This is a genomic window from Azospira sp. I13, from assembly GCF_003112695.1.
In the GTDB taxonomy this organism is placed as follows: domain Bacteria; phylum Pseudomonadota; class Gammaproteobacteria; order Burkholderiales; family Rhodocyclaceae; genus Azospira.
Genome location: NZ_BFBP01000003.1, coordinates 308162 through 328447, shown reverse-complemented (window position 1 = coordinate 328447; position 20286 = coordinate 308162). Strand labels below are relative to the sequence as shown.

Annotated in this window: 17 protein-coding genes and 2 tRNA genes; 6 read left to right on the top strand and 13 right to left on the bottom strand. The window is 66.5% G+C overall.

Translation table 11 applies throughout. From position 1 onward, the window contains the following. Positions 1 to 6 precede the first annotated feature (6 nt). Positions 7 to 82 (top strand) — tRNA-Asn (locus AZSI13_RS04000). 88 nt (positions 83 to 170) lie between these two features. Then, positions 171 to 246 (top strand) — tRNA-Asn (locus AZSI13_RS03995). 351 nt (positions 247 to 597) lie between these two features. On the opposite strand, the gene AZSI13_RS03990 is transcribed toward AZSI13_RS03995, so the two are convergent. Together AZSI13_RS03990 and AZSI13_RS03985 are read right to left on the bottom strand one after the other, a co-directional pair. Beyond that, positions 598 to 1767 carry an ATP-binding protein gene (locus tag AZSI13_RS03990; protein WP_109039876.1) on the bottom strand — a complete coding sequence of 390 codons (1170 nt, stop codon included), beginning with the start codon at positions 1765 to 1767 and terminating at the stop codon, positions 598 to 600. Then, positions 1767 to 2510 carry a response regulator gene (locus AZSI13_RS03985; protein WP_109039875.1) on the bottom strand — a complete coding sequence of 248 codons (744 nt, stop codon included), beginning with the start codon at positions 2508 to 2510 and terminating at the stop codon, positions 1767 to 1769. The genes AZSI13_RS03990 and AZSI13_RS03985 overlap by 1 nt, the downstream gene beginning before the upstream one ends. A 161-nt stretch (positions 2511 to 2671) precedes the next feature. Here AZSI13_RS03985 and AZSI13_RS03980 point away from each other — a divergent pair, with 161 nt between their 5' ends. The 4 genes from AZSI13_RS03980 (at position 2672) to AZSI13_RS03965 (ending at position 9173) form a co-directional block, all read left to right on the top strand. Next, positions 2672 to 3865, top strand: coding sequence for an efflux RND transporter periplasmic adaptor subunit (locus AZSI13_RS03980; RefSeq protein ID WP_109039874.1), 1194 nt, complete (start codon positions 2672 to 2674; stop codon positions 3863 to 3865). Continuing rightward, entirely contained in the window at positions 3862 to 7014 is a 3153-nt protein-coding gene (locus tag AZSI13_RS03975) for a multidrug efflux RND transporter permease subunit (protein WP_305765148.1), read from the top strand. Before AZSI13_RS03980 ends, AZSI13_RS03975 begins: the two co-directional genes overlap by 4 nt. Positions 7015 to 7016: 2 nt before the next feature. Continuing rightward, positions 7017 to 8408, top strand: a complete 1392-nt coding sequence (locus AZSI13_RS03970) for an efflux transporter outer membrane subunit (protein ID WP_109039873.1) — start codon at positions 7017 to 7019, stop codon at positions 8406 to 8408. Positions 8409 to 8642: 234 nt separating this feature from the next. After that, the gene (locus AZSI13_RS03965; protein ID WP_109039872.1) at positions 8643 to 9173 is read left to right on the top strand and encodes a YXWGXW repeat-containing protein; all 531 of its coding nucleotides are present in this window, start codon (positions 8643 to 8645) and stop codon (positions 9171 to 9173) included. Positions 9174 to 9245: 72 nt separating this feature from the next. Here the strand turns inward: AZSI13_RS03965 and AZSI13_RS03960 are convergent, their stop codons facing one another. The 11 genes from AZSI13_RS03960 to AZSI13_RS03910 form a co-directional block, all read right to left on the bottom strand. Next, on the bottom strand, positions 9246 to 10445 hold the full coding sequence (locus AZSI13_RS03960) for an O-succinylhomoserine sulfhydrylase (protein ID WP_109039871.1): 1200 nt from the start codon (positions 10443 to 10445) through the stop codon (positions 9246 to 9248). A gap of 76 nt (positions 10446 to 10521) precedes the next feature. Beyond that, positions 10522 to 12069: an amidophosphoribosyltransferase gene (purF, locus tag AZSI13_RS03955; RefSeq protein ID WP_109039870.1), complete on the bottom strand. Its 1548-nt coding sequence runs from the start codon at positions 12067 to 12069 to the stop codon at positions 10522 to 10524. Positions 12070 to 12115: 46 nt separating this feature from the next. Continuing rightward, positions 12116 to 12610 carry a CvpA family protein gene (locus AZSI13_RS03950; protein WP_109039869.1) on the bottom strand — a complete coding sequence of 165 codons (495 nt, stop codon included), beginning with the start codon at positions 12608 to 12610 and terminating at the stop codon, positions 12116 to 12118. Positions 12611 to 12622: 12 nt separating this feature from the next. Beyond that, positions 12623 to 13417: an SPOR domain-containing protein gene (locus AZSI13_RS03945; RefSeq protein ID WP_109039868.1), complete on the bottom strand. Its 795-nt coding sequence runs from the start codon at positions 13415 to 13417 to the stop codon at positions 12623 to 12625. A 13-nt stretch (positions 13418 to 13430) separates the two neighbouring features. Further along, entirely contained in the window at positions 13431 to 14747 is a 1317-nt protein-coding gene (folC, locus tag AZSI13_RS03940; protein WP_109039867.1) for a bifunctional tetrahydrofolate synthase/dihydrofolate synthase, read from the bottom strand. 213 nt (positions 14748 to 14960) lie between these two features. Beyond that, a complete protein-coding gene (gene accD, locus AZSI13_RS03935; RefSeq protein ID WP_014238202.1) occupies positions 14961 to 15827 on the bottom strand; it encodes an acetyl-CoA carboxylase, carboxyltransferase subunit beta in 867 nt (288 codons plus the stop codon). Positions 15828 to 15992: 165 nt separating this feature from the next. Then, entirely contained in the window at positions 15993 to 16796 is an 804-nt protein-coding gene (trpA, locus tag AZSI13_RS03930; protein ID WP_109040029.1) for a tryptophan synthase subunit alpha, read from the bottom strand. 29 nt (positions 16797 to 16825) lie between these two features. Continuing rightward, complete coding sequence (gene trpB / locus AZSI13_RS03925) at positions 16826 to 18022, bottom strand: tryptophan synthase subunit beta (protein WP_109039866.1); 1197 nt, start codon at positions 18020 to 18022, stop codon at positions 16826 to 16828. A 142-nt stretch (positions 18023 to 18164) separates the two neighbouring features. Then, positions 18165 to 18812 (bottom strand): phosphoribosylanthranilate isomerase, encoded by a 648-nt coding sequence (locus tag AZSI13_RS03920; protein WP_109039865.1) that lies wholly within the window; start codon positions 18810 to 18812, stop codon positions 18165 to 18167. Continuing rightward, positions 18809 to 19618 (bottom strand): tRNA pseudouridine(38-40) synthase TruA, encoded by an 810-nt coding sequence (gene truA / locus AZSI13_RS03915; RefSeq protein ID WP_109039864.1) that lies wholly within the window; start codon positions 19616 to 19618, stop codon positions 18809 to 18811. Before truA ends, AZSI13_RS03920 begins: the two co-directional genes overlap by 4 nt. Next, positions 19615 to 20244, bottom strand: a complete 630-nt coding sequence (locus AZSI13_RS03910) for a hypothetical protein (RefSeq protein ID WP_109039863.1) — start codon at positions 20242 to 20244, stop codon at positions 19615 to 19617. The genes truA and AZSI13_RS03910 overlap by 4 nt, the downstream gene beginning before the upstream one ends. Positions 20245 to 20286 lie beyond the last annotated feature (42 nt).

Here is a 20286-nt window from a genome sequence, read left to right as displayed (position 1 = left end):
TTATGTTCCTCGATAGCTCAGTCGGTAGAGCGCCGGACTGTTAATCCGTAGGTCCCTGGTTCGAGCCCAGGTCGGGGAGCCAAAGTTTCAAAAGGCAGCTTGTTGGTCATTCGGCTGTTTTTATCAGTTTTAGTTGCAAAAGTGCAATTCAGCAGGTCTGCAGTAGANNNTCCTCGATAGCTCAGTCGGTAGAGCGCCGGACTGTTAATCCGTAGGTCCCTGGTTCGAGCCCAGGTCGGGGAGCCAAGAATTCCGCAAGGGAGTTGTGAGCAATCACAACTCCCTTTTTGCTTTTCCCGCGGCGTTTGTTTTTGTTCTCCGACGCCCATGTTCCCCCCTATTCCCTCCTCTGCTTCCGTCACCGCGATCCCTTGATCGATCGCCGCATCCCGGCTGCCTCGCAGCCCCGCCCCGGGTAACCTTGCAACAAGCAGCGGGGCGTTGCTTCATCGTAATCGCAAACGGCCGGCAGAACCATATGCCAATGCCAAAAAATAGGGAAATCGGCCAATTTTCCGCCCAGCCGACCCATACCGATGATATGGGAACATCTCGCGGGATGTTCCCGGGGTACTGACGGGAGCCCTCCCCGCGGCTTCAGCAGGCTTCCGGCGAGGGGTGCGTGGGCGGCAATTCCACCTCGAACAGGGCGCCCCCCCGGCTGCCGCGCCGGCAGCGGATGCGGCCACCATGGGCCTCCACCACGGCCCGGACCACCGCCAGCCCCAGGCCGCTGCCGCCGCTGGCCCGGCTACGGGAATCGTCACCGCGGTGGAAGGGGTCGAAGAGATGGGGCAGCAGGGCATCCGGCACCCCGGGGCCATCGTCCTCGATCTGGAAGATGAAATCCCCCTCCCCGGCCTGGGAGCTGCTCCCGGCGCCCTCTCCCCGGCCTTCCGCAAGGCTTTCAGCCGCGCTTTGGCCAGCCGCCGGGCCGCCGCGCAGGCCGCAGGAAATGGTGATTTCACCGGGGTGGGCGTAGCGCCGCACATTGTCGAGCAAGGCCAGGACGATCTGCCGGATGCGGGTGACGTCGCAGTGCACCGGCGCTGCCTCCAGCCGCAGGCGCAGGCGAAAGCCGGCGGCAACCAGCTCCGGCTCCAGGAGGCTGGCGATGCGCAGGATTTCCGCTGCCAGGTCGCAACGCTCCAGATGCAGGCTGAGGTGGCCGCTGTCGGCCAGGCTCAGCACCCGCAGGTCCTCGATCAGGCGGGACAACCCTTCCACCTGGGTAAGCAGGCTGTGGAACTGCACCGGGTCCGGCTCGAAGACGCCCTCCGCCAGGCCTTGCAGGCGCCCCCGCAGGATGGTGACCGGGGTGCGCAGTTCATGGGCGATGGCGGCATTCCAGGTGGAGAAATCGCTGCTCATGCGCTGCAGGCGCTCGGCCATGGTGTTGAAGTCCGCCACTAGGGTGGCCGTCTCGCCCATGGCTCCCGTTTCCGCCACGGCCCGGGCGTCCAGGTCGCCGTGGGCCAGGCGGCGCAGGCTCTCGGCCACCGAATTGAGGGGCTGCAGGATGCGCCGGCTGAGGCGGGAAGCGGTGTAGATGGCGCCGATGAGGCCGATCAGGGTTACCGCGATCATCCACCCCCATTCCGGCCCGGTGGGGGGCCAGGCATCCGGCGTGGAGGAAACCATGGCCGGATTCACCTCCATGGCCACGGCGTAGAAAATGTAGAAGCTGACGTGGATGAACAGGGTCACCCCCAGGGCCACCGCCGACATGGAGATGACCAGCTGCCGGCTCAGGCCGTTGGGCAACATCAGCCGCTCCCCTCGAGGCAGTAGCCAACGCCGCGAATGCTCACCGGCAGGCCGCTGACGCCGGCCTCTTCCAGCTTGCGCCGCAGCTTGCTCAGGTGGCTATCCACCGTCCGCTCCAGAGCATCGCTCTCGGGAAGGCAGGCGTGGAGCAGTTCAGCGCGGCTGAAAACACGCCGGGGCAGGCGGGCCAGGTGGGCAAGCAGGCGGAACTCGGTCAGGGTCAACGTCAGGGGCTGAGCCTCGGCACCACTGCCGACGGTGACGCGGAAGGCATCCAGGTCGATTTCCAGGGGGCCTACCCGCAACACACCGGCGCCGCCATCCCCATTGCCCAGGGTACGACGCAGCACGGCCCGGGCCCGGGCCGCCACTTCGGCCGGATTGAAGGGCTTGACCACGTAATCGTCGGCCCCCATGCGCAGGGCGGAGAGCTTGTCCACATCCTGGTCATGGGCGGTGATCATGATGATTGGCGTACTGCCCCGGCGGCGCACCTCGGCCAGCACCTGCCAGCCGTCCAGGAGCGGCATGCGCACGTCGAGCAGCAACAGGTCGGGGCGCAGGGCCAGGTGCATTTCCAGGGCCTCCCGGCCGTTGGCGGCGTGGAGGGTGCGCAACCCCTCCCGGGCCAGATAGGCCCGCAGGATGTCGGCGATTTCCGGTTCGTCCTCGGCGACGAGGACCAGGGCTTCGGCCGACGTCACCGCGGCATCCTCCGCGCCCGGCCGGACTGCGCAGGCCATGACGCCAGCCCGGCCCGCCCCACTGCGGATACCCCTGTGCTGCGTAGGTACTTCTCCATCATTTCTCCACATTTCCACCACGAAGCGCCAATTTCGCTTCCCTACACTGACGCAGTCATCACTATGCCGCCGTTGCCTGCCGGTAACGCCATGCCTGCCCCATGAAAAAGAACCTGCCACGCCTGCCAGACCTGCAAAACCATTCCCCGGCCTTGCGCGCCGCACTGCTGCCAACGCTGCTCGCAGCCCTCCTGGCCGCCTGTGCGCCCCGGGAGACCCCCCAGGAAATGCCGCCGCCCATTGTATCCACCCTGACCCTGGAAACGCGCCCGGTGCATCTCGAAGATGAACTGCCGGGCCGGGTCAGCGCCCTGCGCACGGCGGAGATTCGCCCCCAGGTAGGCGGTATCGTGCTGCGCCGGCTGTTCGAGCAGGGGGCCGAAGTGCAAGCCGGCCAGCCCCTCTTCCAGATCAACCCGGCCCCCTTCCGGGCCGAGGTGGATAGCGCCGCCTCTGCCCTGAAGCGGGCCGGCGCCGCCATGGAACGGGCCAAGCTGCAGGTGGACCGCCTCAAGCCCCTGGTGGATGCGGATGCGGTCAGCCAGCAGCTGTTCGACGATGCCCTCTCCCAATACAACCAGAGCGCCGCCGACGTGGCCCAGGCCAAGGCCGCCCTGGCCCGCCGCCAGTTGGACCTGGACTTCGCCACTCTCCGCTCCCCCATCGCCGGCCGCATCGGCGAGGAGCTGGTGACCGAAGGCGCCTTGGTGGGCCAGACCGATGCCAACCCCATGGCCCGGGTGCAGCAGATCGACCAAGTCTATGTGGATGTGCGGCAGCCGGCCTCCATGCTGGAAGCCATCCGCAAATCCGCCGGCCAGGCGGGGGCTGGCGACAGCGGCAAGGACGGCAATGTGAAGATTCTCGATGCCCAGGGCAACCCCTATCCGGTCTCCGGCCACATCCTCTTCTCCGGCATCAATGTGGATGCGGGCACCGGCGACGTGGTGGTACGCATCCGCGTGAACAACCCGGAGCGGCACCTGCTGCCCGGCATGTTCGTGCGAGCCCGGGTGCCCCAGGGCGGCGACCTCCAGGGCCTGCTCATTCCCCAGCAGGCCGTCTCCCGCGGTGCCGCCGGCCAGGCCCAGGTCTGGGTGGTGGGCCAGGACGGCAAGGCCAATCTCAAGCCGGTGGAACTGGGCAAGCTGGTGCAGCGCCAGTATCTGGTGCGCAGCGGCCTGGCGGCCGGCGAGCAGGTTATCGTCGAAGGCCAGGACCGGCTGCAGCCCGGCGCCCCGGTCTCGCCCCAGCCCTGGCCCCTGACCGCCGACGGCAGCGTGGTGAAGCCATGAAGCTGCCCGCCTTCTTCGTCCGGCGCCCCATCTTTGCCTGGGTGATCGCCCTCTTCATCATCCTGCTGGGCCTCATCGCCATCCCCCAGCTGCCCATCGCCCGCTACCCCACGGTGGCGCCGCCCATGGTCAGCATCTACGCCGTATACCCCGGTGCCACGCCCCAGACCATGAACGATGCGGTGGTGGGGCTGATCGAGCGGGAGCTTTCCAGCGTCAAGAACCTGCTTTATTTCGAATCCTCCACCGACACTTCGGGGATGGCCCAGATCACCGCCACCTTCAAGCCCGGCACCAACCCGGAGCTGGCCCAGGTGGACGTACAGAACCGCATCAAGACGGTGGAGCCCCGCCTGCCCGCCGTGGTGCGGCAAAACGGCCTGCGCTTCGAATCGGCGGCCTCTTCCTTCCTCATGTTCATCAGCCTCAAGTCGGATGACGGCCGCTACGACGAAGTGGCCCTCAACGACTACATGGCGCGCAACATGGTGGAGGAATTGCGCCGGGTGGACGGCGTCGGCCGAGTGCAGTTGTTCGGCTCCGAAGCGGCCATGCGGGTCTGGGTCGATCCGGCCAAGCTCATCGCCTACAAGCTCTCGATGAGCGACCTGAGCGAAGCGGTGATGCGGCAGAACACCCAGATCGCCCCGGGCCGCGTGGGTGGCGCACCGACCGTACAGGGCCAGCGAGTCACCTTCCCGGTCTCGGTGCAGGGCCAGTTGAGCAGCCCCGAACAGTTTGCCGCCATCGTCCTGCGGGCCAACCCGGACGGTTCCAAGGTGGTCCTCGGCGATGTGGCCCGGGTTTCCCTGGGGGCCCAGAACTATGGCGAGGCCATCCGCGAGAACGGCAAGCTGGCAGCGGCCCTGGGCATCCAGATGTCGCCCGGCGCCAATGCGGTGCGCACCGCCGCCGCGGTACGGGCGCGCCTGGATCACCTGGCCCGCACCATGCCCCCGGGCATGAGTCATTCCGTGCCTTTCGACACGGCGCCCTTCGTGCAGATTTCCATCGAAAAGGTGGCCCAGACCCTGCTCGAAGCCATGCTGCTGGTATTCCTGGTGATGTACCTGTTCCTGCAGAACGTGCGCTACACCTTCATTCCCGCCATCGTCGCGCCCATCGCCCTGCTCGGCACCTTCACCGTCATGCTGGGGGCCGGCTTCTCGGTCAATGTGCTGACCATGTTCGGCATGGTGCTGGCCATCGGCATCATCGTGGACGACGCCATCGTCGTGGTGGAGAACGTGGAGCGGCTGATGGCCACGGAAGGGCTGTCGCCCAGGGAGGCGACCCTCAAGGCCATGCAGGAAATCTCCGGCGCCGTGGTGGGCATCACCCTGGTGCTGATCGCCGTGTTCATTCCCATGGCCCTGGCCGGGGGGTCGGTGGGAGTCATCTACCGCCAGTTCACCCTCTCCATGGCGGTTTCCATCCTCTTTTCCGCCTTCCTCGCCCTGACCCTGACGCCGGCGCTCTGCGCCACCCTGCTCAAGCCGGTGGATGCCGGGCACCATGAAAAAGGCGGCTTTTTCGGCGCTTTCAACCGGGCCTTCGAACGCCTCACCCGGGGCTACGAGAGCCGGGTGGTGCGGCTGCTGCGGCGCACCGGCCGGGCCATGGCGGCCTTCGTCGCCATCGTTGCGGTACTGGGCCTGGGCTTCTGGCAACTGCCTTCCGCCTTCCTGCCGGAAGAGGACCAGGGCTACTTCATCACCGCCATCCAGCTGCCCTCCGACGCCACCACGGAACGCACCCTGGACGTGGTGAAGACCTTCGAAGCCCACGCCGTCGGCCGGCCGGGCATCGAGGCGGTGCAATCGGTGCTGGGCTGGGGCTTCTCGGGTTCCGGCCCCAACGCTGCCATCGTCTTCACCACCCTGAAGAACTGGCATGAACGGGAGGGCGCCACGGCCTCCGCCGAGGTGATGGCAGCCCAGGGCGCCATGGCCCAGGCCCGGGAAGGCATGGTCTTCAACCTCATGCCGCCGGCCATCGAGGAACTGGGTACCTCCTCCGGCTTTGCCATGCGCCTGCAGGACCGCGGCAACCAGGGCTACGCCGCCCTCATGGCGGCCCAGCAGCAACTGCTGGCCATGGCGGCAGAGAGCAAGGTGGTGGTGGGCGTGTACCCGGAGGGCTTGCCCCCGGGCACCAGCGTCCGCCTCGACATCGACCGGCAGAAGGCCGAAGCCCTGGGTGTCTCCTTCGCCAATATCAGCGACACCCTGTCCACCGCCATGGGCTCCCTCTACGTCAATGACTTCCCCAATGCGGGGCGCATGCAGCAGGTCATCATTCAGGCCGAGGCCGGCTCCCGCATGCAGGTGGAGGACATCCTGCGCCTCTACGTGCGCAACAACGCCGGCGGCATGGTGGCCCTGGGCGAGATGGTGACGCCCCAGTGGAGCGACGCACCGTTGCAGCTGGTGCGCTACCTGGGCTACCCGGCGGTGCGCATTTCCGGCAGTGCCGCCCCCGGCGCCTCCAGCGGCGAAGCCATGGCGGAAATGGAGCGCCTGGCCGCCAAGCTGCCCCCCGGCTTCGCCGTGGAATGGACCGGCCAATCCCTGCAGGAGCGCCAGTCGGCAGCCCAGGCACCGCTGCTGATGGGTCTTTCCATGCTGGTGGTTTTCCTCGTCCTGGCGGCCCTCTATGAGAGCTGGACCATCCCCTTGGCGGTGATGCTGGTGGTGCCCCTGGGCCTCATCGGCGCCGTCTTCGCGGTGTACGCCCGGGGCATGCCCAACGACGTGTTCTTCAAGGTGGGCATGATCACGGTGATCGGCCTCTCGGCCAAGAACGCCATCCTCATCATCGAGTTCGCCAAGCAGCTGCACGAGCAGGGCATGGGCCTGATCGAGGCCGCTGCCGCGGCTGCCCGGCTGCGCCTGCGGCCCATCCTCATGACCTCCCTGGCCTTTGCCCTGGGTGTAGTGCCCCTGATGCTGGCCCGTGGCGCCAGTGCCGAGACCCAGCACGCCATTGGCACCGGGGTCTTCGGCGGCATGGTCACCGCCACGGTCCTGGCGATTTTCCTGGTACCGGTATTTTTCGTTTTCGTCCTCAGCATCGGCGAACGGCTGGCCGCCTCCCCTGCCCTGCAACGCCTGCGCCAGCGCTGGCTCAAGGATGAACTCAAGGATTAATCATGCACCTCTCCATCATTGGCCTCTCCCTGGCCCTCTCGGCCTGCGCCCTGACGCCGGAACTGCACAAGCCGGCCCTGCCGGTGCCTGACACCTACGGCAGTGCCCCCGCCATCCCGGCGGCGGGCGCCTCCGCCGCCGGCATCGGCTGGCGCAGCATGTTCGGCGACCCGCGCCTGCAAGGGCTGATTGAAACTGCCCTGGAAAACAACCGGGACCTGCGCCTGGCCCTCCTCAACGTGGCCCAGGTCCAGGCCCAGTACGACATCCAGCGCAGCTACCGGCTGCCCGGGGTGGAGGCGGGCCTGGCGGCAACGCGCCAGCGGGCTTCCAGCGACGGTGGCATCAGCACCGGCATACAGGAAAGCCGCTCTGCCAGCCTGGGCATCAATGCCTTCGAAGTGGATCTCTTCGGCCGGGTCAGCGCCCTCTCGGAAGCCGCTTTCGCCCGCTACCTGGCCAGCGAGCACGGCCTGCGGGCCGCCCGCATCAGCCTCATCGGCGCCGTGGCGGAAGCCTATTTCGCCGAGCGCCTGGCGGAAGAGCAGTTGCGCCTGACCGAGCTGACCCTGGCGGACTGGCGCCAGTCCCTGGAACTGGCGCGCAAGCTGAAACTGGCGCAGCAGAGCAGCGGCCTGGACATCGCCCAGGCCGAAGGCCAGGTGGCCACCGCCGAGGCCGACCGGGAAAACCGCCAGCGGGCCCTGGCCCAGGCCCGCCATGGCCTGGCCCTGCTGCTCGGCACGGAACTGCCGGAGGACCTGCCGCCGCCCACCCCCCTGGCCCGGCAACCGGTACTGACCCAGCTGCCGCCGGGGCTGCCCTCGGACCTGCTGAGCCACCGCCCGGACATCCAGCAGGCGGAGCAGGCCCTCATTGCCGCAAACGCCGACATCGGCGCTGCCCGGGCCGCTTTCTTCCCGCGCCTGCTGCTGACCTTGTCCGTCGGCGCCATCAGCCCATCCTTTGGCAGCCTCTTTGAGGGTGCCCACCGGGCCTGGGCTTTCACCCCCCAGATCACCCAGCCCATCTTCCAGGGCGGCCGCCTGCAGGCCGAGCGGCGCCTGGCCGAGCTGCGCCGGGACGCCTCTGTCGCCGAATACGAAAAGACCATCCAGACCGCCTTCCGGGAGGTGCTGGACGGCCTTTCCGGCAGCGCCACCTACGGCCGGCAGATCGAGGCCCAGGAGCGGGCCGTGGCCAGCGCCGAACGTCGCCGGGAGCTTTCAACCCTGCGCTACCGGGCCGGCCTGGATAGTCGCCTGGAACTACTGGATGCCCAGCGCCAGGCCTATGCCTCCCAACTCGGTTTGCTGGAGCTGCGGCGGGATGAAATCCGCAACGCCATCGGCCTCTACAAGGCCTTGGGCGGCGGGCATCTGGAGAACGGTTGAGGGCAGGCGGGCGCCAAGTATCCGGGAGGTGAGCCGGGTTGGAAGCGCTTGCCAGCCGAGTCAGGCCGGGAGCCCGAAAGGCTGGCTGAGATCCAACGCAGTACCCCACCACGCCGGGCCCCGCCCCGACGACGGCAGAAGTGCAACAAACTGTGTCCGCCTTCAACGCCGGCCGGGCCTCTGGCGTTGTTGCAGGCAAGGGAGGACCTCCGCCTCCCGCCCTGGAGAATCACCATGCCTACCGCCCAGCCAGCCCGGACAAACCGGTCGTCCGCTTTACCCGCACCGCCCGCCGGATCACCCGCATCCCCCGCTTCACTCAGTTCGCTTCAGCCTCCTCAAGCCCAGCTATCCTCCCTGGCCCTGCCTGCCAAGCCATGGCGCCGTTTCAGTGCCCTGCTTCTGCCGCTGCTGGCTGCCGGCCTGTTCCTGGCTGCCCCGGCGGCGGAGGCCCACGGCGGTGCCGGCTTTGCCATCGGCGTGGAAATCGGTACGCCTCCCCCTCCCCTGCGCTACGAAGCCCCGCCGCCGCCCCGGGGCGGCTATGTCTGGGCCCCGGGCTACTGGGCCTGGGATGGCTATCGCTACGTCTGGCTGGAAGGCCGCTGGCTGGCCCAACGCCCCGGCTATTTCTACGAGCCCGGCCGTTGGGAGCAGCGCCACGAACACTGGATCTACCGCGGGGAAGCCTGGCGCCAGGATCGGGCCTGGGAACACCGGCACCATGACCGGCATGAGCACGGACACGGCGGCTATCGACGCTGATGCGCCGAGCCATACCGGCAAGCAAAAGCCCCCGACCAGCGGGGGCTTTTGCTTGCCGGGTGGCTGCTGGCCTCAGCAGGCGGCCAGGCCCCGCTCCAGGTCGGCCTGCAGGTCGGCCACCGCTTCCAGGCCGACGGCAATGCGCAGCAGCCCGTCGGAAATGCCGGCCGTGGCCCGGGCTTCGGGGCTGATGCGGCCATGGGTGGTGCTGGCCGGATGGGTGATGGTGGTTTTCACATCCCCCAGGTTGGCGGTGATGGAAAGCAGGCGGCAGTGATCCACCACCTGCCAGGCTTCCGCCTTGCCGCCCTTGACCTCGAAAGAGACGATGGCGCCGCCGCTCTTCTGCTGGCGCAGGGCCAGGGCGTGCTGGGGGTGGGAGGCCAGGCCGGGGTAGAAGACCCGCGCCACCTTGGGGTGAGCTTCGAGCCAGGCCGCCAGTTCCAGGGCATTGGCGGACTGGGCGGCCATGCGGATTTTCAGGGTTTCCAGGCCTTTAGCCAGAACCCAGGCATTGAAGGCGGAAAGGGTCGGGCCGGCAGTGCGCAGGAACTTGAAAACCTCGTCCGTCAGGGCCTTGCGGCCCACCACGGCGCCGCCGAGGACCCGGCCCTGGCCATCGAGATACTTGGTGGCCGAATGCACCACCAGATCGGCGCCCAGGTCCAGGGGACGCTGCAGGGCGGGGGTGCAGAAGCAGTTGTCCACCGCCACCAGGATGCCCTTGGCGTGGGCGATCTCGGCCAGGGCGGCGATGTCGGCCACTTCCGTCAGGGGGTTGGAGGGCGTCTCGAGGAAGAAGAGCTTGGTTTCCGGGCGGATGGCCGCGGCCCACTCTTCCGGCCGGGTCTGGCTGGCGTAGGTGGTGGTGATGCCGAAACGGGCCAGGATGGTGTTGAAGAGCTGGATGGTGGCACCGAAAAGCCCGGCGGAGGCCACCACGTGGTCCCCCGCCTTGAGCTGGGACATGACCAGGGAGAGGATGGCGGACATGCCGCTGGCGGTAGCCACGGCAGCCTCGGCCCCTTCCAGGGCGGCCAGGCGGTCCTGGAAGAGGCTCAGGGTGGGGTTGGAGAAGCGGGAATAGACGTTGCCGTCTTCCTCACCAGAGAAGCGGGCGGCGGCCTGGGCAGCGTTCTCGAAGACGAAGCTGGAAGTGAGGTAGAGGGCCTCGGAATGTTCGTTGAACTGGCTGCGCTCCTGGCCGGCGCGTACCGCCAGGGTTTCCAGCTGCCAGTCGGCGCGGTTGTCCGTGTGCTTGTCGATGCTCATGGGGGTTCCTTAATGACCAAGCCCGTTCGGGAAATCCGGAACGGGCTTGTTGTTTTTTCTGCTTCCGGTGGGCTGATTAACGCTCGGCGTTGTTGCCCATCAGGTTCAGGTCCAGCTGCTGGGTGGCATTGTTGTCATCCTCGCTGCTGGACTTACCCTTGCCGCCCCGGCCGTTTTCGACCCGGTCCAGGTATTCCGGGGTGATGTCCCCGGTGATGTACTGGCCATCGAAACAGGAGGTATCGAAACAGGTCAGTTCCGGGTTGAGGGTCTGCACAGCCGCCTTGAGGGCATCCAGATCCTGGTACACCAGGGCGTCGGCGCCGATTTCCTTGGCGATTTCGTCGTCGGTACGGCCGGTGGCAATGAGTTCCCCCCGGGTCGGCATGTCGATGCCGTACACGTTGGGGTAGCGCACGGGAGGCGCAGCGGAGGCGAAGAACACCTTGAGGGCGCCGGCAGCCCGGGCCATCTCAACGATTTCCCGGCTGGTGGTGCCGCGCACGATGGAGTCGTCCACCAGCAGCACCCGCTTGCCCTTGAACTCGTGGGAGACGGTGTTGAGCTTCTGGCGCACGCTCTTCTTGCGGGTGGATTGCCCCGGCATGATGAAGGTGCGGCCGATGTAGCGGTTCTTCACGAAGCCTTCCCGATAGGGAATGTTCAGGGCCTGGGCCAACTGCATGGCGGAGGGCCGGGAGGAATCAGGAATCGGAATAACCACGTCGATATCGGCGGGGTTGATGATCTGGCGCACCTTCTCAGCCAGGAACTCGCCCATGCGCAGGCGGGTTTCATAGACGGAAACACCGTCCATGAGGGAGTCGGGGCGGGCCAGATAGACGTATTCGAAGATGCAGGGGGCGTACACCGGCTTGTCGGCGCACTGGCGGCTGGCCAGGTTACGCTGCAGGTCGATGAAGACAGCCTCGCCCGGAGCGATGTCGCGCATCACCTCGAAACCCAGGGTATCCAGGGTGACGGACTCGGAGGAGATCAGGTATTCATAACCGCCCTCTTCACCCGGCACCGGATTGCGGCCCATCACCAGGGGACGGATACCGAAGGGGTCGCGGAAGGCCAGCAGGCCATAGCCGGCAATCATGGCGACCACGGCATAGGCACCGCGCACTCGGCGATGCACATTGGCCACGGCACGGAAAATGATGTCGGTATCGAGACGGGCGCCCTTGGCGGCGGCCTGCAGTTCGTGGGCCAGGACGTTGAGCAGCACTTCGGAATCCGAGTTGGTGTTCACGTGGCGCAGGTCCTGCACGAACATTTCTTCCTTCAGCACTTCGGCATTGGTCAGGTTGCCGTTGTGGGCCAGGGTCAGGCCGAAGGGGGAATTGACGTAGAAGGGCTGGGCTTCGGCGAAGTTCCAGGCGGAACCAGCCGTGGGATAGCGGCAGTGGCCGATGCCCCAGTTGCCCGGCAGGGCCCGCATGTTGCGGGTGCGGAACACGTCCCGCACCAGGCCGGGTCCCTTGTGCATGTGGAAGGTGTTGCCTTCCGCCGTAGCGATGCCTGCGGCATCCTGCCCGCGGTGCTGGAGCACCATGAGGCCATCGTAGAGGAGCTGGTTAACCGGCGTGGTCGCGACGACCCCGAGAATACCGCACATAGAACACCACCTGTCTGTTACAAAACTTGGGCCGGAAGCCGCAAGGCTACCGGTACTTGATCCTTTTTGCCACTTCATCCGGCAACCAGGGCCGGGACATCAGCACTGCCGTTTCAAAGGGCGGCGCCAGTTGGGCCTGGGCCCACCAGCTGGCTTGCGGCAGAGAGGTCATGCCGCCGGCCGCGACGAGCAGCAGGACGATCAGCACGCCCCGGGCAATGCCGAAGACCACGCCCAGCACCCGGTCCGCCACGCCCAGGCCGAGGGCCTTGATCAGCCCCCGCACTGCCAGTCGCACCAGGGCCAACAGGGCCAGAGTGCCGAGGAAAACCAGCACATAACCTGCCACCAGCCGCCACACCGGATCGGCGATGATGCCGCCGAGGAAGGCCTGGGCAGCCTCGGCCCCGAAGGCGCGGGCGGCGAGAAAACCCAGCACCCAGGCCACCAGGGCAATGATTTCGCCGACCACCCCGCGCCAGGCCCCGAGCAGCAGGGAAGCGAGGATGATGCCGACAATGGCATAGTCCAGAGCGGTCATTGCCAGCGCAACTTACTTGGTAGAGACGATGCCGCTGACACCGATTTTCTTCATTTTTTCCAGCGCCTTGTCGGCGGCATCCTTGCTCGGGAAGGGGCCGGCACGCACCCGGGTCTTCAGGCCCTGGGGCGATTCAAGAGGCTCGGTATAGGTCTTGACGCCGATCTCGCTGAGCTTGCTCTGCAATACCTTGACGTTGCCCTGGTTGGCAAAGGCGCCGATGAGGATGACATGCTGGCCGCCCGCTGCCGCGCCGGCTGCCGGGGCTGCCTTGGCTTCGGACTTGCCGCCGCCCAGCAGGGCCGCGGCCCGCTTGGCCTCGGCGTCGGCCTTGGCCTTTTCGTTAGCCGCCTTTTCCGCCGCGGCCTTCTCGGCAGCGAGCTTTTCCGCAGCCTTGTCAGCCGGCTTGGCGGGAGCCTTCTCGGCGGGCTTTTCCACGGGCTTGTCTACAGGCTTCTCGGCAGCCACCTTCTCGGGCACCTTGGCCGCAGGTGCGGGCTGGGCTGGAGGAGCCGCCGGAGCATCCGGGGTCACGGCGACGACCGGCGGCACGGCCACTTCCGCCTTGGGTGCAGCAGGGGCGGCCTTGGCCGGGACAGTCGGAGCATTCAGGGCTTGGGGATTGAAGACCGTCTGGTCCTGGCCGGGGATGCGAATCTGCACGTCCGGCGTGGGCGGCGGCGGCGCCTGGTCCATGACCATGGGCAGGACGATGGCGGCGAAGGTGACAAAGGCCACGGCGCCCACCAGGCGCCGTCGGGCTCGCTTTTTCAGTTGCAGTTGGGCGTCGTTATCCGTCACTTGCATGCCTGAAGCACCTTTAGCTGGGGGTTCCGTCCGGTTGGCGATGGCGTTGGCCCACATGGGGAAGCACGCCGGCTACCGTATGGAAAGATCCGAAAACCGCGATTCTATCATTCCCGGCGGTCCGCTTCAGGGCCGCCTGCCACGCCGCGTAGGGATCGGCGTGGCATTCCACCGCGCCGCCCAGACTGGCCACCACCTCGGCCAACTGGGCCGCCGTGGCGCCCCGGGGTACGTTGAGGTCGCACAGCAGCCAGGTATCCACCTTGCCCTTGAGGGCAGCCAGGGTCGTGGCGATGTCCTTGTCCCCCAGCATGCCGACCACGGCGTGAGTGCGGTTGAAGAAGCCCATGTTGGAGAGATTGTCGGCCAGCACCTGGGCCGACTGGGGGTTATGAGCCACATCCAGGATCACCGTGGGCTGGCCCGGCAGCACCTGGAAGCGCCCGGCCACCTCGGTCTCGATGAGGCCGCGGCGGATGGCCCCCATGGAGACGGGCAAGCGATCCTTGAGGCATTCCAGAGCGGTGAGGGCGACGCTGGCGTTGGCCAGCTGGGCCGTGCCGCGCAGACCAGGGAAGGCCAGGGCGCGGCGCTGCAGCTCACCGCCGATGGTGTGCCAGTAGCGCCATTGCAGACGATCTTCGGTACTTTTCTCAAAGCCGAAGTCCCGTCCGATGAGCTTCAGCTCGGCGCCGATGGCAGCGGCATGGTCCAGCAGGGACTGGGGCGGCTTGGCATCGGCGCAAAGGGCCGGCTTGCCGGGGCGGAAGATGCCCGCCTTCTCCCGGCCGATATCTTCCCGGGTGGCGCCCAGCCAGTCGGTGTGATCCAGGGCGATGCCAGTGACCACGGCCACGTCCGGCTCGTAAATATTCACCGCGTCGAGACGGCCCCCCAGACCCACTTCCAGGACGATGGCCTCGACACCGGCAGCAGCGAAGACCTCCCAGGCGGCCAGGGTGCCAAATTCGAAATAGGTCAGGGCTTCGCTGCCCCGGGCCGCTTCCACCTTGGCGAAGGCAGCGCACAGGGTTTCGTCTGCCACCGGCTGGCCGTTGATCTTCACCCGCTCGTTGTAGTGCAGCAGGTGGGGCGAGGTGTAGCAGCCCACCTTGCAGCCGGCCCGGTCCAGGATATTTTCCAGGTAAGCGCAGACCGACCCCTTGCCGTTGGTGCCGCCCACGGTGATGACCGGGCAGAACTCACTCTGCCCCAGGGCCGCCTTGACCCGGGCCACTCGCTCCAGGCCCAGCTCGATGCCGGCCTGGCCTTTGGGGTGGAGGGATTCGAGATGGGTGAGCCAGTCGGACAGGGTGGTGGGGAATGACATAGAAAGGCTAGCCACAGAGGGCACAGAGATCACAGAGGAAAGTCAAAAGCACCTACCCGGGAAGGCAGCAGGGACGCGGACTTCGGCCATGGCAGGCTGAAGAATGGCGTCCCTGTTGCCTCCTGGGGCACAGGCCCACTCAGTTCCCTCCGCCCTTACGCACGGCGCGGAAACTCTATGTGTTCTCTGTGCCCTCTGTGGCAAAAAAGATTTTCAGGCTGCCGCAGGCAGCTTCTGCAGCAGGGCCAGCAGCTGGGCGATCTTGTCGCGCATTTCGCGGCGGTCCACGATCAGGTCGATAGCGCCCTTTTCCAGCAGGAACTCGGAGCGCTGGAAGCCTTCCGGCAGTTTTTCCCGCACCGTCTGCTCGATCACCCGGGGACCGGCAAAGCCGATCAGGGCGTTGGGCTCGGCGATGACCACGTCGCCAAGGAAGGCGAAGGAGGCGGAGACGCCGCCCATGGTGGGATCGGTGAGCACGGAAATGAAGGGCAGGCCGGCTTCCGACAGCTTGGTCAGGGAAGCGGTGGTCTTGGCCATCTGCATCAGGGAGAACAGGCCTTCCTGCATGCGGGCGCCGCCGGAGGCGGTGATGCAGATGAAGGGCACGTTCTGCTCCAGGGCCACCTGGACGCCGCGAATGAAGCGCTCACCCAGCACGGAGCCCATGGAGCCGCCCATGAAGTTGAATTCGAAGCAGGCCACGACCACGGGCAGGGTCTTGATGGCGCCCTGCATCACCACCAGGGAATCGGTCTCGCCGGTGTCTTCGGTGGCGTCATTGAGGCGCTCCGGATAGCGACGGCTGTCCTTGAACTTGAGGCTGTCCACCGGCAGCACTTCGGCGCCGATTTCAAAACGGCCTTCCGGGTCCAGCAGCAGGTCCAGGCGTTCCCGGGAATTGAGGCGGTTGTGGTGGCCGCACTTGGGGCAGACGTGCAGATTACCTTCCAGGTCGGTGGCGTAGAGCACCGCCTCGCAGGACGGGCACTTGCGCCACAGGCCTTCCGGCAGGTTGGACTTGCGCGGCGCGCCTTCACGCTTGATCTTCGGGGGCAGCAGTTTCTGCAACCAGCTCATGGCGTTCTCCGGTACTTTTTTAAATTCGGGTTGGCCACAGAGGGCACAGAGATCACAGAGTTAAAAACATTCCGCAAGCCATGGAAGGAGGCGAATCAACCGCCTACCCGTAACCATCCTGCGGGTTTTACTCTCTGTGTCCTCTGTGCCCTCTGTGGCTAAAAATTACTTGCTGGCGGCATCCACACCGCGGCGGATGTCGGCCACCAGGCCCTTGACGCGGGCCACGGCGTCATCCGGGTACTTTTCCATTTCCTCGATGATGCGGCTGCCCACCACGACAGCGTCGGCCATGCCGGCGATGCGCTTGGCGGTCTCGGCATCGCGGATACCGAAGCCGACACCCACGGGCAGGCCGGTGGCTTCGCGGATCTTGGGAATGCGCTCGGCCAATTCATCGAAATTGAGGGCGCCGCTACCGGTCACTCCCTTGAGAGAGACGTAATAGACGTAGCCCCGGGCCAGCTTGCCCACCTGATTGATGCGGGCATCGGTGGAGGTGGGGGCGAGGAGGAAGATGGCGTCCATGCCCTTGGCGCTCATGGCGGCAACGAACTCGGCACTTTCCTCCGGGGTGTAATCCACCACCAGCACACCGTCCACACCAGCCTCGGCGGCGGCATTGACGAAAGCGTCCACACCCATGGCCTCGATGGGGTTGGCGTAGCCCATCAGCACCATGGGCGTGGTCTTATCCTTCTCGCGGAACTCGCCCACCATGGCCAGTACCTGGCGCAGGCTGACGCCCTTGGCCAGGGCCCGTTCGGAGGCCCGCTGGATGGTGGGGCCATCAGCCATGGGGTCAGAGAACGGCACGCCCAGCTCGATGACGTCGGCCCCGGCTTCCACCAGGGTGTGCAGCAGGGTGACGGTCAGGGCGGGATGGGGATCGCCGGCGGTGATGAAGGGAATCAGGGCCTTCTTGCCCTGGGCCTTGAGGGCCTCGAACTTGGCTTGGATGCGGTTCATGGTATTCGTGGTCATTTTTCCGCCCCCGCTCAGAACTGGATACCGGACTTTTCGGCGACGGTGTGCATGTCCTTGTCGCCGCGGCCGGAAAGATTGACCAGCAGGACCTTGTCCTTGGCCAGGGTGGGGGCCAGCTTGGCGGCGTAGGCCAGGGCGTGGGAGGATTCCAGGGCGGGGATGATGCCCTCGAAGCGGCACAGGTCATGGAAGGCCTGCAGGGCTTCGCTGTCGGAGATGCCCACGTATTCGGCACGGCCGGAATCCTTCAGCCAAGCGTGTTCGGGGCCGACGCCGGGGTAATCGAGGCCGGCAGAGATGGAGTGGGTCTCGGTAATCTGGCCGTTCTCGTCCTGCAGCAGATAGGTGCGGTTGCCGTGCAGCACGCCGGGGCGGCCCTTCTGCAGACTGGCGGAATGGCGATTGGTATCCATGCCCTCCCCCGCGGCTTCGACGCCGATGAGCTTGACGCTCTCATAGGGAATGTAGGGATGGAAGATGCCCATGGCGTTGGAACCGCCGCCGACGGCAGCGATCACCGCATCGGGCTGGCGCCCGGCCATTTCCGGCATCTGCACCAGGGCTTCCTTGCCGATGACGGTCTGGAAGTCCCGCACCATCATGGGATAGGGATGGGGACCGGCCACGGTGCCGATGATGTAGAAGGTATTCTCGATGTTGGTGACCCAGTCGCGCATGGCTTCGTTGAGCGCATCCTTGAGGGTCTTGGAGCCGGATTCCACGGGCACCACGGTGGCGCCCAGGAGCTTCATGCGATAGACGTTGGCCGCCTGGCGCTTCACATCCTCGGAGCCCATGTACACCACGCACTCGAAGCCGTAGCGGGCGGCCACGGTGGCGGTGGCGACGCCGTGCTGGCCGGCGCCGGTCTCGGCGATGACCCGGGGCTTGCCCATGCGCTTGGCCAGCAAGGCCTGGCCGATACAGTTGTTCACCTTGTGGGCGCCGGTGTGGTTCAGGTCTTCCCGCTTCAGGTAAATCTGGGCGCCGCCCAGCAGCTCGGACCAGCGCTTGGCGTGGTAGATGGGGCTGGGACGGCCGACGTAGTGCTTCAGCTCGTAGTCGAACTCGGCCTGGAAATCGGGATCGGTGCAGGCGTGGGCGTAGGCCGCCTTCAGTTCTTCCAGGGCGGCGATGAGGGTTTCGGAGACAAAGATGCCGCCGTAGGGGCCGAAGTGGCCGGTAGCATCAGGCAGGTTGTAGGACATGGTAAGACTCCAGAAGACGGACGAAGAGAACAGCAGGGGCTATGGTTAGGCCGCTGCTTCTCAGGTGTGGTCCGCCAGGTGGTGGCGCCAGTAAGTGCGAGTATGTCCGCCCGGTCTCTTGCGCATAAATCGTTTCATCAAATCAATCGTTGTCGGCACTGCGTACGGCGGCGATGAAGGCGCGGATTTTCGCAGCGTCCTTGATGCCCTTGGCCGCTTCGACACCGGAGGATACATCCACCGCCGCCGGGCGCACCCGCCGTACCGCCTCCGCCACATTGTCCCCGTCCAGGCCGCCGGAGAGCACGATGCTCTGGGTCAGGCCGGCCGGGATGAGGGACCAGTCGAAGGTCTTGCCGCCGCCGCCATAGCCATCGACGAAGGCATCCAGCAGGATGGCCCGGGCCGAGGGATAAGCAGCCGCGTATTGTACCAAATCCAGATCGGGCCTCACGCGGGCCGCCTTGAGGTAGGGCCGCAGGTAGCGCCGGCACTCACTTTCCGTTTCGTCACCGTGAAATTGCAGGACTTCCAGGGGCACTATGGCCAGCACGGCCTCCACTTCGGCGGCTTCCGGATTCACGAAGAGGCCCACGGCGGAGACGAAGGGCGGCAGCAGACGGGCCAGTTCGGCAGCCCGCTCCGGGCTGACGTAGCGGGGGCTAGGGGGATAGAAGACGAAGCCGATGGCGTCGGCCCCGGCGGTCACTGCTGCCAGTACGTCTTCCTCCCGGGTCAGGCCGCAGATCTTGATGCGGGTGTGGGCGCAAGTCTTGATGGTACTCGTCATGGTTCCAGGCTCCAGACCTGGGGCAGCACGGTGGTTTCCGGCAGGCCCCAGTGGGGTTCGTAGGTGACGCCGGCCAGATAAAGGCCGGAGGGACTGAAGGTGGGAGCGGCCAGGCGCCGATCCCGGGCGGCCAGCAGTTCACTGACCCAGGCCGGCTCGTGCTTGCCCTTGCCGATATAGACCAGGGTGCCCACCAGGTTGCGGATCATGTGGTGCAGGAAGGCGCTGGCCTCGAAGTCGAAGACGATCATATCGCCCTGACGCCGCACCCGGGCCTGCCGCAGCTCCTTGATCGGGGTCTTGGCCTGGCATTCGGCGGCACGGAAGGTGGAGAAATCGTGGGTGCCCAGCAGCAGATCGGCTCCGGCCTGCATCCGTTCCGCGTCCAGGGGCAGATGGAACCACCCTACCCGCCCCGCCGCCAGACCCGGACGCACCGGGCGGTTGAGCAGCAGGTAGCGATAACGCCGGCCGCGGGCCGAGAAGCGGGCATGGAAGTCCGCCGCCACCGGCTGGGCCCAGCGCACCGCCACGCCTTCCGGTAGGTGGGCGTTGACGCCCCGAACCCAGGCGGATTCGGGCCGCAGCACCGGGGTATCGAAATGCACCACCTGGGAAGTGGCATGGACCCCCGTATCAGTACGCCCAGCACAGGTGGTGGCCACCGGTGCGCCGGCAATGGCGGCCAGAGCCAGCTCCAGGGCATCCTGCACGGTACTGCCGCCAGGCTGGGTCTGCCAGCCGTGAAAGGCGTTGCCGTCGTACTCCAGGCCGAGGGCAATACGTGAACTGCTTGAACAACTCATGGCCAGCCACCCTGGAAAAAGAACAGCCCTGCCACCCCGGCAGCCAGCAGAGCCATGACCAGGCGATCCGTGGGGCGGAACGGCCGCAGCACGATCTGCAGGCTGTCATCCGGCGCGCCGCCAGGCGGCTCCAGCAGATTCTGCCAGCGGTATTCCCCCAGGCGCCGGGGAGCGTTTTCCACATACTGCAGGGCCAGCAGCAGGCGGGCCACACCCCGTTGCCCCGGTGCTTCGGCAATGCCAAGGCTGGCGGAAAGGCGAAGGATGCCGGCCGCCAGTTCGGTCGGCGCACTACCGTGCAGCAGCCAGGCCACCGACGCCAGTACGGCAATCAGCCGGGAGCCCTGCTCCAGGCCCAGCAGGACCCCCTCCCGGGTGGGGACCGGAACATCGGGATAGAGTGCCGCCCCCGGTGTACCCAAGGCAAAAACGAGGAACAGCGATAGCAGCAGCCAGCGGGTCCGGCGCACCAGCCCCAACCAGCGCTGCCCTGCTCCGGAAGTCAGTAGCAGAGGCAGGATCAGCCCCAGGGCCAGCCAGACCGGCAGCACCTGGACGGCCAGGGCCAGCGTCAGGCAGAGCAGCAGCCGTACGGCAGAATGAAGGGAGAGTGTCGAAGCGACCAAGGCAGGAAAATGACTGGAAAAAGAGGCATTTTACGCGGCTGG